The sequence below is a fragment of the Agrobacterium sp. BT-220-3 genome, from assembly GCF_025910175.1.
Classification (GTDB): domain Bacteria; phylum Pseudomonadota; class Alphaproteobacteria; order Rhizobiales; family Rhizobiaceae; genus Agrobacterium; species Agrobacterium oryzihabitans.
In genome coordinates this window covers 15,897-30,248 of record NZ_JAPAIX010000011.1, presented here as the reverse complement: position 1 = coordinate 30,248, position 14,352 = coordinate 15,897, and the positions used below count along the sequence as shown (strand labels likewise).

13 protein-coding genes are annotated in these 14,352 nt (G+C 60.0%); 4 read left to right on the top strand and 9 right to left on the bottom strand.

The features are described 5' to 3' along the window. Positions 1-82 precede the first annotated feature (82 nt). Positions 83-1,291, top strand: a complete 1,209-nt coding sequence (gene chrA / locus OK142_RS21040; protein ID WP_498685064.1) for a chromate efflux transporter — start codon at positions 83-85, stop codon at positions 1,289-1,291. Here the strand turns inward: chrA and OK142_RS21035 are convergent. Continuing rightward, the gene (locus tag OK142_RS21035; protein WP_498684954.1) at positions 1,286-2,176 is read right to left on the bottom strand and encodes a LysR family transcriptional regulator; all 891 of its coding nucleotides are present in this window, start codon (positions 2,174-2,176) and stop codon (positions 1,286-1,288) included. The genes chrA and OK142_RS21035 overlap by 6 nt on opposite strands. A 133-nt stretch (positions 2,177-2,309) precedes the next feature. Between OK142_RS21035 and ampC the strand changes: the two genes are divergently transcribed. From ampC to OK142_RS21020, 3 genes are all read left to right on the top strand, one after another. Further along, positions 2,310-3,467 (top strand): class C beta-lactamase, encoded by a 1,158-nt coding sequence (ampC, locus tag OK142_RS21030; protein WP_498684953.1) that lies wholly within the window; start codon positions 2,310-2,312, stop codon positions 3,465-3,467. A 253-nt stretch (positions 3,468-3,720) separates the two neighbouring features. Further along, the gene (locus OK142_RS21025; protein ID WP_498684952.1) at positions 3,721-5,043 is read left to right on the top strand and encodes a solute carrier family 23 protein; all 1,323 of its coding nucleotides are present in this window, start codon (positions 3,721-3,723) and stop codon (positions 5,041-5,043) included. Positions 5,044-5,236: 193 nt separating this feature from the next. Then, positions 5,237-6,823 carry an ABC-F family ATP-binding cassette domain-containing protein gene (locus tag OK142_RS21020; RefSeq protein WP_498684951.1) on the top strand — a complete coding sequence of 529 codons (1,587 nt, stop codon included), beginning with the start codon at positions 5,237-5,239 and terminating at the stop codon, positions 6,821-6,823. 163 nt (positions 6,824-6,986) lie between these two features. Here the strand turns inward: OK142_RS21020 and ehuA are convergent, their stop codons facing one another. From ehuA to eutB, 8 genes are all read right to left on the bottom strand, one after another. Continuing rightward, positions 6,987-7,766, bottom strand: a complete 780-nt coding sequence (gene ehuA, locus OK142_RS21015; RefSeq protein WP_082185943.1) for an ectoine/hydroxyectoine ABC transporter ATP-binding protein EhuA — start codon at positions 7,764-7,766, stop codon at positions 6,987-6,989. Further along, positions 7,763-8,455 (bottom strand): ectoine/hydroxyectoine ABC transporter permease subunit EhuD, encoded by a 693-nt coding sequence (ehuD, locus tag OK142_RS21010; protein ID WP_035243392.1) that lies wholly within the window; start codon positions 8,453-8,455, stop codon positions 7,763-7,765. The genes ehuA and ehuD overlap by 4 nt, the downstream gene beginning before the upstream one ends. A 13-nt stretch (positions 8,456-8,468) precedes the next feature. Beyond that, on the bottom strand, positions 8,469-9,134 hold the full coding sequence (gene ehuC / locus OK142_RS21005; protein WP_003499678.1) for an ectoine/hydroxyectoine ABC transporter permease subunit EhuC: 666 nt from the start codon (positions 9,132-9,134) through the stop codon (positions 8,469-8,471). Positions 9,135-9,194: 60 nt separating this feature from the next. Beyond that, a complete protein-coding gene (ehuB, locus tag OK142_RS21000) occupies positions 9,195-10,046 on the bottom strand; it encodes an ectoine/hydroxyectoine ABC transporter substrate-binding protein EhuB (RefSeq protein ID WP_498684949.1) in 852 nt (283 codons plus the stop codon). 61 nt (positions 10,047-10,107) lie between these two features. Continuing rightward, entirely contained in the window at positions 10,108-11,121 is a 1,014-nt protein-coding gene (gene doeB / locus OK142_RS20995) for a N(2)-acetyl-L-2,4-diaminobutanoate deacetylase DoeB (RefSeq protein ID WP_498684947.1), read from the bottom strand. Between the two features lie 4 nt (positions 11,122-11,125). Further along, entirely contained in the window at positions 11,126-12,304 is a 1,179-nt protein-coding gene (doeA, locus tag OK142_RS20990) for an ectoine hydrolase DoeA (protein WP_498684945.1), read from the bottom strand. After that, positions 12,301-13,314, bottom strand: a complete 1,014-nt coding sequence (gene eutC / locus OK142_RS20985) for an ectoine utilization protein EutC (RefSeq protein ID WP_498684944.1) — start codon at positions 13,312-13,314, stop codon at positions 12,301-12,303. Before eutC ends, doeA begins: the two co-directional genes overlap by 4 nt. Further along, positions 13,311-14,330, bottom strand: a complete 1,020-nt coding sequence (gene eutB / locus OK142_RS20980) for a hydroxyectoine utilization dehydratase EutB (protein ID WP_498684941.1) — start codon at positions 14,328-14,330, stop codon at positions 13,311-13,313. Before eutB ends, eutC begins: the two co-directional genes overlap by 4 nt. Between the last annotated feature and the right edge of the window lie 22 nt (positions 14,331-14,352).

The window sequence follows — 14,352 nt, the reverse complement described above, 5'->3', positions numbered from 1 at the left end:
GAAATCATTTTGAAGCCGACAGTGTGTTGACGAGCAGCCGTTGCACGCAGGGAGTTCTTTCGTGAAATCGTCAACACAGGCCATGCGCACCGAAGCGGACAGCCAAAAGCACGGCACGCCCGGCGAGGTTTTCGCAACCTTCCTGAAACTCGGGGTCACCTCCTTCGGAGGTCCCATCGCCCATCTCGGTTATTTCCGCGATGAGCTGGTCGTTAGGCGCAAATGGATCGATGAGGCGGGTTATGCCGATCTCGTGGCGCTCTGCCAGTTTCTTCCCGGTCCTGCCTCCAGCCAGGTTGGTTTTGCGCTGGGGTTGCTGCGGGCAGGCCCGCTTGGCGCGCTGGCGGCCTGGACGGCGTTTACCCTGCCATCCGCCATCCTCCTCTTTTTCTTCGCCATGGTTGCCGCCTCCATTGAGGGGCCGGTCGGCACCGGCCTGTTGCATGGCCTGAAGATCGTTGCCGTTGCCGTCGTGGCGCAGGCGGTCTGGGGCATGGCGAAAAGCCTCGCCCCGGATCGTGAACGCGCCAGCATTGCGCTGGCAGGCGTCATCTGCGTCGTGTTTCTCGCCGGTGCCTTCGGCCAGATCCTCGCACTTGCCGTCGGGGCCATTGCCGGTCTCGCCTTCTGCCGCACGAATGCCACACGTCAGGCCGCCCATCTCGCATTCCGGGTGCCGAAAAGCATCGGGTATATCGCGCTCGCCACTTTCGCGCTTCTCTTGGCCTTCCTGCCGCTCTTCGCGGCAATGGCCGGATCGCAGGGCCTCTCCCTGTTCGATGCGTTTTATCGTGCCGGCGCGCTCGTCTTCGGCGGTGGCCATGTGGTGTTGCCCTTGCTGCAATCGGAAGTCGTCGCAACGGGCTGGGTCACGAAAGATGCATTTATTGCCGGTTATGGTGCAACCCAGGCCGTTCCCGGCCCGCTCTTCACTTTCGCGGCCTATCTTGGCGCGGTGGTGGGGCCGCCGCCGAACGGTATTGTTGGGGCGGCCATTGCTCTCCTCGCGATCTTCCTACCGGGCATGCTGCTGCTCGTCGGCGCGCTGCCCTTCTGGGAAGGGTTTCGTAGGCATCTTCTGGCGCAGGCGGCCATGCGCGGGGCAAACGCCGCCGTTGTCGGCATTCTCGGCGCAGCACTTTACGATCCGGTGTGGACAAGCGCCATCTTCACCCAGAAGGATTTCGCGCTTGCGCTGACCGGCTTCATCCTGTTGACGGTGTGGAAAACGCCGCCATGGATCGTTGTGGTCATCTCCGCCATTGGCGGTGTCCTGCTTGCCCTCTCATAGGCCGTCCTGCGCAGGGCCAATATTGGCGAACATCCAGTCGGAAAAGGCCTGCATGGCCGCCGTCTGCGGTTTTGATTGCAACCGCGTCAGCCAGTAGCTGCCGAGTGATATGGTGATGGGAAAGGGCTGCACGATCGCCCCGGATGCCAGGTGCCGCGAAAACATCGAGGGTGGAGCCAGCGCCACCCCCAGCCCCTGCAAGGCGGCCTCCATCATGCCGAGCGACGTATCGAAAACGATCCCGGCATTCACCTGCGCCACCGGTGCCACGCCAGCTGTTGCAAACCACGTCGCCCATTCGTCAGACCTGTAGCTGCGCAGCAGCGTCGCCTCCACGAGATCGGCGGGAGACTTCAGCGTTTCCGCCAGTTTCGGCGTACACAGAGGCGACAGGGGCGCCTCGAAAAGCCGGAACGCATCCGTGCCATGCCAGGAGCCCTGACCGAAGCGAATGGCAAAATCCAGCCCTTCGGCGGCCATGTCCACCCGGTTGTTGTTGGTGGAAACCCTGACATCGATGAATGGATGCTGCTTTTGAAATGCCTTCAGGCGGGGCAGCAGCCAGCCCACGGCAAAGGTTCCCACAACTCCCAGAAACAGCAGCTCGCGCACCTGTCCGGCCTCGATCCTGTCAAGTGTGGTCGCCATCTGGTCGAAGGAACTGGTGACCGTCGGCAGCAGGGCCTCGCCCTCGGCGGTGATTTTCAAACCTCTTGGAAGCCGCTGGAAAAGCGAAACCCCGAGCCGCTTTTCCAGCCCTTTCACCTGCTGGCTCACCGCCGCCTGCGTCACACGCAGTTCGATGGCCGCACGGGTGAAGCTGAGGTGCCGGGCTGAGGCCTCAAACGCCCTCAAGCCATTCAGGGGAAGAAATTGCCGAACCATTCAAGACCTAGATTTTATTATGTCTCCTCCGAGATATCATGATTTGTTCGTGCAATGTAGGGCGGTTAAACCTCTTTCGCTGGGGGCGGCGCACGTGCCGAAAATCCACCTTAGGTTTTGGAGAAAGCGAAAGATGAAACTTAATCGCAGACATGTCGCACTGACCGCCTTGCTCTCGGCGAGCCTGTTTACGCAGGCACTCGCTGCTGATGATGCCAGGCTGAAGGCGATAACGGATGCCGCGATCAAGCCGGTCATGGAGAAAAACGGCATTCCGGGTCTGGCCGTCGCCATCAGTGTCGGTGGCGAAAATCATATCTTCACCTATGGCGTCATGTCCAAGAGCACGGGCCAGCCCGTCACCCCGCAGACGCTTTTCGAGCTTGGCTCCATCAGCAAGACATTCACCGTCACGCTCAGCACCTATGCGGAGTTGAATGGCCAGCTGTCGCTCTCCGGCAGGGTGGGTGACTATCTGCCGTCCCTGAAGGGCAAGCCCTTCGGCGATGTCGCCTTGATGCATCTTGGCACTCACACGGCCGGCGGCTTCCCCATTCAGGTGCCCGAGAATATCAAGACGGAGCAGCAGCTGTTGGCCTATCTCAAGGCCTGGAAGCCCTCATACAAGGCCGGAACCCATAGAAGTTATGCCAATCCCAGCATTGGAATGCTTGGATATGTCACTGCAAAGGCCATGGGTAAAGGTTTTGACAGCGCCATGCAGGACACGCTGTTTCCCGCGCTGGGATTGAAGAACACCTTCACGACCGTGCCCAAGGCGAAGATGGCCGATTATGCGCAGGGCTATAAGAGAACCGGCGAGCCGGCCCGCATGACACCCGCCATTCTTTCTTCAGAGGCTTATGGCGTCAGATCGACAGTCGACGACATGATCCGTTTCGTCAACGCGAATATGGGTCTGGAAAAGCTGGACGGAAAAATCCAGCAGGCGATCATCAACACCCACACGGGATATTTCAGCGTCGGTGCCATGACGCAGGATATGATCTGGGAGCAATATGCGTACCCGGCCGCCCTGAAGACGCTCACCGATGCGAACTCCGGCGCCCTGCTCAAGACAGTGCCTGTCTCCGAAATCTCACCGCCGATGAAACCCCGGCAGGATGTCTTCATCAACAAGACCGGCTCCACCAATGGTTTCGGCGCTTATGTCGCGTTCATACCTGAGCAGAAACGGGGCATCGTCATTCTGGCCAATAAAAACTATCCCAATGAGGAGCGGGTTTCTGCGGCCTATGAGATTTTGACGGCGCTCGACAGGGCAGAATAAGCATCGGGACAGCATTCCGGGCTCCATGTCTTCGGCGCGGGAGTTGATCTCTCCCGCGTCAAAGCGCCTTTCGACCGTATTCGACCCGATGACAGCGGCAGGCAATCGCGCTACCGGAGAAAAGATGTGCCGGCCACCGATTCGATCTCGGTCGACGGGCGCATATCATGGAAAGACAAATCTTTTTGCCCGGCTGTGGACTGAAACGGAAAAGCCCGTCCAGCGCGCGCCGGCCGGTTCGTGGGGGACGATGATGAGCGATACGGGTGGCTATTTTCCGCGTTGGCGATTGAAAACCGAAGGGCGCATCATGCCGGATGAGCGGCTGCCCGCCGGGCAGACCGCGGTGCTCGGGTTGCAGCACGTCGTCGCGATGTTCGGCTCCACGGTTCTTGCGCCACTGATCATGGGCTTCGATCCGAATGTTTCCATCCTGTTTTCAGGCATCTCGACGCTGATCTTCTTCATCGCCGTGGGCGGCCGGGTGCCGAGCTATCTCGGCTCGTCTTTCGCATTTATCGGCCCCGTGCTGGTGGCGACCGGCGCGGCCGCCGGTGCGGCCAGCCCGAACATCGCGCTTGCACTGGGCGGCATCATTGCTGCCGGCGTGCTTTATGCGCTGATCGGCGTCATCGTCATGATCGTCGGCCATAACTGGATCGAGCGGCTGATGCCGCCCGTTCTGACCGGCGCGATCGTTGCCGCGATCGGTCTCGTACTTGCGCCCATTGCCATAGCCAGCGCCTCCGGCACGGGCCCGGGCAATCCCGATGGCGACCAGCTATCGCGCTGGATTGCGATTTTGACGGTCGCATCCGTCGGTGCAATTGCGGTCTATGCGCCGGGTATGGTGCGCCGGTTGCCCATCCTCATCGGCGGTGCGATTGCCTATATTGCCTATCTGGTTCTGGCCAATGGCTTCGACCTCGGCAAACCCGTCGATTTTACAGGCGTTGCGGCGGCATCCTGGTTCGGACTGCCGACATTCACCGCGCCGGAATTCTCCGCGCCGGCCATTGCCCTGATCGCGCCGGTCGTTGTCATTCTGGTGGCGGAAAATCTTGGGCATATCAAGGCGATAGGGGCGATGACCGGCCGCAATCTCGACCCCTATCTTGGCCGCGCCTTCATCGGTGACGGCATCGCAACCATCTTCTCCGGCGCCTTCGGCGGAACGGGAATGACGACTTACGCGGAAAACATGGGTGTCATGGCGATCACGCGCATTTTTTCGACGCTTGTGTTCATCGTCGCCGCACTCGTCGCCATCATTCTCGGCTTCTCGCCGAAATTCGGCGCGCTCATCCAGACGATACCCGGACCCGTCATTGGCGGCCTGTCGGTCGTCGTCTTCGGCCTGATAGCGGCGACCGCCGGGCGCATATGGGTTGAAAACAAGGTCGATTTTTCCGAGCCCCGCAACCTCATCACGGTGGGTATCGCGCTGGTACTGGGTGCCGGAAACTTCAAGCTCAATGTCGCCGGCTTCACGCTGGATGGCATCGGCACGGCAACGATCGGCGCAATCGCCTTTTACCATCTGCTGGGTCTCGCAAGGCCGGCGCAAGGCAAGTAATCCAGTGAATACGGGGCAGGGTGGACGAGATATCGTGCACCCTGCAACTCACTAAACCCAGCCTTCTTTGCCACGACCATGCCATTTTTCACGCATAAAGAACTGTCGTCCGCAGCACGAACAGGATGGTGAACCATGGATTTTAACCCGACCGCAAAGCCACAAAGCCTTGTCATTCGGGGAAATAATATCCGTGCCGCACGCCATCACTCTTTCGGACCTCTCGTGGTCGACGCCTGACGGTCATCCGCTTTTTTCCAATATCAATCTTTGCTTCGGTCTCGAACGTACAGGTCTGGTCGGGCGCAACGGTGTCGGCAAGACGACATTGTTGAAGCTGATCGCCGGTGAATTGTCGCCTTCCGTTGGCACTGTCGCCGTGTCCGGTCGTATCGGTGTCCTGCGCCAAAGCGTCCAGGTCAGCTGCGACAAAACCGTCGCGGACCTCTTCGATGCGCGCGATGCCTTGCAGGTTCTCGACCGCGCCCAAGCAGGAACGGCGACGCTTGACGAACTCAACGACGTCGACTGGATGCTGGAGGAGAAAATTGCCGATGCGCTGTCACGGGTCGGGCTTGATGCATCACCCTCGACGCCGCTTTCAGCCCTGTCTGGCGGGCAGCGCACAAGGGCCGCACTTGCGGCACAAATAAACGCCGCGCCGGATTTCTTGATCCTCGACGAGCCGACCAACAATCTCGACCGGGCCGGACGTGCCTTTGTCGCGGATTTTCTGGCGGCCTGGCGCGGCGGGGCGATCGTCGTCAGCCATGATCGGGAACTTCTCGAAACCCTTGATGCGATCGTGGAGATGACGACGCTGGGCGTCACGCGTTATGGCGGTAACTGGAGCCATTACCGTGCCCAAAAGGCGCTGGAACTGGCCGCTGCCGAACAGGATTTCGCAAGCGCCGAAAAGCGATTGGCCGAGGTGAAACGCAGGTCGCAGGAGGTGGCGGAGCGCAAAGCCCGCCGCGATGCCAGAGGTGCTGCAAAAGCTGCGAAGGGAGACATGCCTCGCATTGTGGTCGGCGGGATGAAAAGGCGAGCCGAAAAAACCAGCGGCGACAATGCCAATCTCGCCAACCGTTTGAGCGCAGAAGCGACAGAAGATCTGAAGGCCGCACGCGAGCGTATCGAAGTCCTGCAGGGCGTCACCGTCACCTTGCCATCCAGCGGATTGCACACGACCAGAACCGTGCTGAGCCTGCAAAACTTGACCGCGGGATATTCTCCCGAGCAGCCCGTCCTTCGCGATCTCTCCTTCGAGATCACCGGCCCGCAGCGCGTTGCTCTCAGCGGCCCGAACGGGTCGGGGAAAACCACGCTGCTTTCCGTGATCACGGGTGAGCTTTTGCCGCTTGCCGGGACAGTGCACCTTCCGGTGAAATCCGCATTTCTGGACCAGCAGGTCAGCTTGCTGGATGTGACGCTGTCAATCCGCGACAATTTTCTAAAGCTTAACCCGAAGGCGGGAGAAAATGCCTGCCGGGCAGCGCTCGCACGCTTCATGTTCCGCGCCGATGCCGCGTTGCAGGTGGTCGAAACGCTTTCGGGCGGGCAGATGCTGCGGGCCGGTCTCGCCTGTGTTCTGGGTGGTCCGCAGCCTCCGCAATTGCTGATCCTCGATGAACCGACGAACCATCTCGATATCGATTCCATTGCAGCCGTAGAGGCAGGGCTGCGGGCCTATGATGGCGCATTGCTGGTCGTCAGCCATGACGAGGCATTTCTGAAGGGCATCAATATCAACCGGCGACTGGAGCTCGGTACTCCATAAACTGCCGTCCACGTTGCCTCTTGCTGGACACAAGCGCGCAGGACGGCTCAACCGGCTGCAATCCTGCTGCCATAGACCCTTAAACGAGATGAGTTTAAGCCGGTGTATCGCACTCAGCCGCGCGCGGATGGATGTTCCTTTTTCAACCGGAGTGAAGCGTCACTTACCTGAGTACCGAAGAGAGGAATTCGCGCGTCCGCTCCTGTTTCGGCGAGCCGAATATCTCTTCCGGCAGACCCTCCTCACAGATGCGGCCTTTATCGAAGAAGCAGACCCGGTCCGACACTTCGCGGGCAAACCGCATTTCGTGCGTGACAAGCAACATTGTCAGGTCGTGCTCATGGGCGAGGTCACGAATGACGGAAAGGACTTCGCCCACCAATTGCGGGTCGAGTGCCGAGGTCGGCTCATCGAAAAGCAGGACACGGGGCCGCATGGCGAGCGAACGGGCAATGGCGACGCGTTGCTGCTGTCCGCCGGAAAGCTGCACCGGATAGTGATCTTTCTTGTCCGCCAGTCCCACCATCTTGAGCAGTTCGATGGCGCGTGCTTCCGCTTCGCCACGGCTGATGCCCAATACGCGCACCGGCGCTTCAACGACGTTGCGCAGAACAGTCATATGCGGAAAGAGATTGAAGCTCTGGAAGACCATGCCGACGTGATTGCGGATCTGGCGAAGGTGCTTTTCCGAGGCCCTGAAAGGGCCTTTGCCTCCGTTTTCGTGATAGGAGATATCGGCCAGGGTAAGCTTGCCCTCCTGAAACGGTTCCAGCGTCATGAGAATGCGCAGGACCGTTGATTTGCCGGATCCGGACGGGCCGATCAGCGTGACTTTTTCACCCTTCGCGACACTGAAATTGAAATGGTCGAGAACCGTCAGAATGCCGAAGCGCTTCGTGACGTCGGAAAATTCGATAAGCGGCTGATTGATGATATTGGTCATCGCAACGGTATTCCTGCTTTCGGGAGCGCCTTCTGCAGGCGGTTGAGGCCTGCTGAGCAGATTAGTGTGAGAAGTAGGAAGATGAGGCCGACAAGCGTCAGCGGCACCAGATATTCGAAGGTGCGCTCGCCGATCATGTTGGCAAGCCCCATCATCTCGAGAACGGTGACGACGGAAAGGACCGGTGTCTCCTTGATCATGGCGACAAGGTAGTTGCCCATCGCCGGAACGATACGCGGGATTGCCTGGGGAATGATGATGTCCCGATAGGTCTGCATCTGCGTCAGATTGAGTGCAGTGGCTGCTTCCCATTGGCCGTGGTGCACTGCTTCGATGCCGCCGCGATAGACCTCGGACGTATAGGCCGCATATTGCAGGCCGAGCGCCAGGGCACCGGTCAGGAAGGCGGGAAGCACGATACCGAAATCGGGAAGCACGTAATAAAGGAAAAACAGCTGCACCAGAAGCGGCGTATCGCGCAGGAATTCGACAATCAGAGCGGTCGGCCAGGAAATCATCCTGACGCGGCTCCTGCGCAGGAGCGCAAAGACCAGCCCCAGCACCAACGCGATTGCGAAGCCGGCCGCGGCGGCCTTCAGGGTCACCGTCAAGCCAATCAGGATGATGGGCAGGATCGACGTTGTGTAGGTGAGCCAGGTGGTCGTGTCCCATTCGTAACCGTACATCATGACAAGAACTTCCTTACGAATGGCGGGTGCGTGGGAAGACGTTGCCACGTCTTACGAAATGCTCGATCACCCGGATGACTGCCATAAGGATGAGTGACATCGCGAAATAGCAGAGGAGCGTGATCGAATAGATGCTGGCGCTATCCAGCGTCAGGTTGCGGATCGACTGCGCCGCGAAGGTCAGGTCGGCGATCGAGATCAGTGATACAAGCGAGGAGAGTTTCAGCGTTTCGATGGCCAGATTGCCGAAAGCCGGCATCATCTCAACGACCGCCTGCGGCAGCGAAATGCGAAACAGCGTCTGCAGCCGCGTAAAGTTGAGCGCGCGGGCGGCTTCCAGCTGCTGCACCGAAACGGAGGACAATGCACCCCGCACGATCTCCGCACCGTAGCCGCCGGCGTGGGCCGCCAGCACCAGAACGCCGGTGGTGATCGGATCGAAGCTCAGGCCAACCAGAGGCAGGGCATAATAGAACCAGAAGAGCTGGACCAGCAGCGAGGTGCCGCGAAACACTTCGGTATAACAAAGCGCGATTGCCGACAGGATTGGACCGCCTTCAACGCGTAAAATACCGAAGAAGAAGGCGAGCACCGTTCCGACAACGAGCGCAGCCAGCGTGATCGTCATGGTGACGACGGCGCCTTGCCACATCATCGGCAGGTAGGCTGTCATGTCCATCTCAAGTCTTCCCGAGTTGTTGACGAGCGGCGCCCGGCGAGAGCCGGGCGCTATTTGATGTTATTTGCCGGCGCAGAGATCGGCGACCTTCTTTTCGGCTGCCGCCGCGATGCTCTGTTCGGATAGGCCGTATTTGCTCAGGATTTTCTTGTAGTCGTCCGTCTTGCGAAATTCGACCAGAGCCGCATCGAAGGCATCGCGCAGTTCCTTGTCCTCCGGGCGAAACGCAAAGCCGCCGTAATTACGGACTGGCGCGCCCTTGACGACCGGATCCTCGAACGGCGTAACCTGCTCGACATTGGCCTGACCCTTGGCGAGTTCCGAAACGGTCAGTTCCGTGGCGGCATAGGCGTCAGCACGGCTCTGAACGGTGGGGATGGCATCTGCATTGGCTGGAATGAAGACGATCTGCTCATCCTTGACGCCAACCGCCCGCAGGAAATCGACATTATTGGCGCCGGACACCACGGCCACCTTCAACGATGGATCCTTGGCGATATCGGCATAGGTGGTCAGTTTTTTGGGATTGCCCTTCTTGACCAGCAGGCCTTCGCCATAGGACGAATTCGGCTCGGTGAATGCGACCTGCTTGCAGCGTTCGGGCGAGATATTCTGTTCCGCTGCGGCGAAATCGAAGCGGCGCGCCTTCAGTCCGGGGATCAACGTGCCGAACGGCGTCACGGTCCAGTTGACCTCTTCGATCCCCATGGATTTCAAGACGGCATTTGCCACATCCGGCCCTATGCCGGCAGAGGTGCCGTCGGGCTGCATGTAGGAATAGGGTACTTCGTTGGCCGTGGCGGCACGGATGTATCCCTGTTTCTTCACTTCCTCGACGGTCAGAGCGCTGGCCGACGTCACGCCGATGGTGAGGGCAAGGGCAGATAGCCCCGCGAGTTTGGTAATGCGCATGTTCTTACTCCTCTGGTTGGGTTGCGTGGTCCGTTTTCGGATCTCACGTGGGTTCATTTGACTAGGGTTTCTCCGTTATCGTGGCGATGACGGAAAGGCAGTCGCCGGCCTTGATCAGGCCGGGAACGTGGCGCGCCGCAAGCACGCCATCAATGGCCGCGCGGTACTCGACGGGTGCAAGGCCGGTTTTTCCAACCGGATAGACCCGCGCGATCGTCTCACCTGCCGTGACCATATCTCCCAGATCACGGACAAAGGCGACGAGCCCGTCGTCTTCTGCAAAGGTGAAGCAATCGCTTGAGGGCATGTCCAGCCAGCGGCTTGCCAACGGGTCCGGCGCGCCGGCGAGTATGCCGACATGCCGCAGCAGGTTGAGGCTGCCCTTTCGGGCGATGTCGATCGATTTTGCACTGGCCGTTCCCGCCCCGCCGAGCTCTGTCGTGACAAAGACCTTGCCAAGTTCCTCGACGGTCGTGTCGAGCATTCCCACGGCATCGATTTCCAGCATCTTCATCGAATAGGGTGCCGCAAAAGCCGCCACCGCATCAAAGCAGCGGGCTTCCTGTGTCTTGTCTGGCAATTCATGGGCGGCGGCATAGGGCAGGAAGTCGAGCGTCTTGCCGCCGGAATGAAAGTCCAGAACGATATCCGCCAGCGGTATCAGGTGGCGGGTGACGTAGTCGGCGATCTTCTCCGTCACCGTTCCGTCGGGGCGGCCGGGAAAGCTGCGGTTGAGGTTTCCCCGGTCGATCGGCGATGTGCGCGTCCCGGCTCGAAATGCTGGATAGTTCAGCGCCGGCACTATAATGATGCGCCCGCTCACCTCCGCCGGATCAAGCGTGTGGGCGAGTTCGAAAAGTGCGGCGGGCCCCTCATATTCGTCGCCATGATTGGCGCCGGTCAGAAGTGCGGTCGGCCCTTCGCCATTGGCGATAACGCAGATCGGTATCATCACCGAGCCCCAGGCGCTGTCATCGCGGCTGTAGGGCAGTCGCAGATGACCATGCTGCACGCCCTTCGCATCGAAATCGACGGAGGGCATGATCGGCGAGGGGCGAAGCGCGGTACTCAACATTGTCTCAGCCCTTCACGAAGAGTTGCCGCGGCACATTCGACAGGCATTCGACGCCGGTTTCGGTGATCGCGATGCTTTCGGTGATTTCGAGCCCCATATCGTCCAGCCACAGACCGGTCATGAAATGAAACGTCATGCCGGGCTGAAGCTCTGTGCGATCGCCGGGTCGCAGGCTCATGGTGCGCTCGCCCCAGTCGGGCGGGTAGGACAGGCCGATCGGATAGCCGGTACGATTGTCCTTGATGATCCCGTATTTTTTGAGCACGGCGAAAAAGGCGTTGGCGATGTCTTCGCAGCTATTGCCCGGTCTGGCAGCCGAAAGCCCCGCCTCCATGCCTTCGAGCGTCGCCTTCTCTGCGTCGAGAAACGCCTGTGTCGGCTTGCCGAGGAAAACCGTCCGTGACAGCGGGCAATGATAACGCCTGTAGGCGCCGGCGATCTCGAAAAAAGTGCCTTCCCCTGAGCGCATCGGTTTGTCATCCCAGGTCAGGTGCGGCGCGGAAGCGTCCGCTCCGGATGGCAGGAGGGGAACGATGGCGGGATAATCGCCGCCAAATTCGGCGGTGCCGCGAATGCCGGCATCGTAAATCTCGGCAACGAGATCACATTTGCGCATGCCCGGTTCAACCACATCCACGATGCGCCTGTGCATCAGCTCGACGATTCTGCCCGCCTTGCGCATGTAATCGAGTTCGGTCGGGCTCTTGACCGCGCGCTGCCAGTTCACGAGACCGGCCGCATCCTTGAAGCGGGCGTTCGGCAGATGTTTCTGCAGCGATGCAAAAGCGGCGGCAGAGAAATAGTAGTTATCCATCTCGACGCCGACCGTCAGGCCGGACCAGCCCCGGTCTTCGATGATCTGCGATAACAGATCCATCGGGTGCCGCTCGGTCGATTGAACGTAGTGATCGGGATAGCCAATAATGTTGTCATGGGCGAGGTAGGCCGTGCGCTTTGCGCCGTTGGCGTCCTGCTTGCGGCCGTACCAGATCGGCTCGCCATCCGGCGGCACGAGCACGCATTGATGCACATAGAAGGACCAGCCGTCATAACCGGTCAGCCAGTGCATGTTGGATGGGTCGGTGACAACAAGGAGATCGATGCCGGCCTTTTCCATGGCATTTCGGGTTTTGGACAGGCGCGCGGCATATTCCTCGCGCGTAAAGTTCAGCGTCACGCTCACGCCGCATCTCCCATTTTGATAGTGTTTTCGATGGTTTTTCCGCTTTTCGCATCTCTTGCGCGTGCGACGGCCAGATTGGCGATGGCGGTGTCCTGCACGCCCGTGCCGGTGAGATCGGCGAAGGTTATGTCTTCCCGTTGCAAGCGGCCCCGCGCCTTGCCGGCAATGATGGCTCCAAGTTCGGCAAATTGCTGATCCGGCATCGCGCGCCCTGCGGTGATGGCATGGTGCAACTCGCCCAGAATGCGGGTCTGGCTGATCCGGTCTGCGACATAACTCGCCCGGGCAAAAACGGCAGGATCGATCTCGTTCTTGTGTTCGGCGTCCGATCCCATCGCGGTCAGATGCTGGCCCGGTTGCAGCCAGTCCGCAAAGAGGATCGGCTTTTCCGATGGCGTCGTGGTCACGACGATGTCGGCGCCTTGCACGGCTTCTCGCGGATCGGCGACGGCGGTGACGTCAATGCCATGTTCAACGGCGAAATCACCCGCCAGTTTCTGCGCTTTTTCATGGCTTCGTGCCCAGATCCGGGCCGATCTTATCGACCGCACCAGCATCAGGGCTTCGAGCTGCAAACGGGCCTGCATGCCGGCGCCAAGTATCGCGGCAACGCAAGCGTCCTCGCGCGACAGGTGCCGTGCAGCAACGGCGCCGGCTGCGGCGGTACGAACATCGGTGAGATAACCATTGTCGAGAAGAAGCGCTTCCACCACTCCGGTTCGTGCGCTGAAGAGGATCATCAGGCCGTTGAGACTTGGCAGACCAAGCTTCGGATTGTCGAAGAAACCCGGGCTGACCTTGATGGCAAAACCTTCAAATCCGGGCACATAGGCCGTCTTCACATCCACTTCACCACGAAATTCGGGAATGTCGAGGCGCAGGATCGGCGGCATGGCGACGGCTTCGGTGGCGAGCGCTGCAAAGGCCCGCTCGACACAATCGACAGAGGACAGATCGAGCTTGATGACAGCGCGAAGATCGCTTTCCGTCAGGATAGTGATGCGGCTCATGCGTCAGCTCCGTCGATGATCAGCCTGTGAATTTTCGGATCTATGTTGCCGCCGGATACAATGATGACGGCAGGGCCGGTGATCTTGACCTTGCCCGACAGGATCGCAGCGAACCCGACGGCGCCCGCACCCTCTACCGTCACGCCTTCCACGCTTGCCGCATGGCGAATTCCGGCCGCAATCTCGGCCTCGGAAACCAGCACGATCTCATCGAGAAGCGCACGGCAAAGATCAAACGTTACGCGGTTTGCGAGCCCTATGCCGCCTCCCAGCGAATCCGCCAGTGTTTCCTCTTCGCGCACTGTGACTGGCCTGCCGGCTGAGATCGATGCGTGCATGGCCGCACCCCGCTCCATGGAAATGCCGATTACCCTTGCCTGTGGTTTCAAGGTCTTGACCGCAGCGGCGATGCCGCCGGCAAGGCCGCCGCCGGACAGGGGCACGAGCACGGTTTCCAGATCAGGCATATCCTCGACAACTTCAACGCCGATCGTTCCCTGACCGGCAACGACGTTCGGATCGTCAAAGGGCGGAATTGCAGTGAGGCCGCGGCTTTCCGTCAAGCGCTCCACCTCTTCCTGCGCATCGTCCTGTGATGTGCCAACGATGCGGATTTCAGCACCAAGGGCGCGAATGGCATCGACCTTGTTTGTCGGTACGAGCGACGACATGCAGATGGTTGCCGCAATGCCAAGTTCGCGCGCGGCATAGGCCACGGCGCGACCATGATTACCCGTCGAGGCAGTGACCAGACCACGGCTGCGCGCCCCGTCACCCAGCGACAGGATGGCGTTCATCGCTCCGCGCAGTTTGAAAGCACCAATCGGCTGAAGGGTTTCCAGCTTGAGGCCGACGGGGCTTCCAACGCGTTCAGAGAGGACGGGGGAGTGAACAAGTGGGGTGCGCGCGACGTGTCCGTGAATACGCAACGCTGCCTGCTCGATCTCGGCCAAGGAGACCGGGAGCAGGATTTTGTTAGCAGATGGGGACAGGTTTGCGCTCTTCATGATTGTCATGTTGAGAGCGAAGTAAAATCAT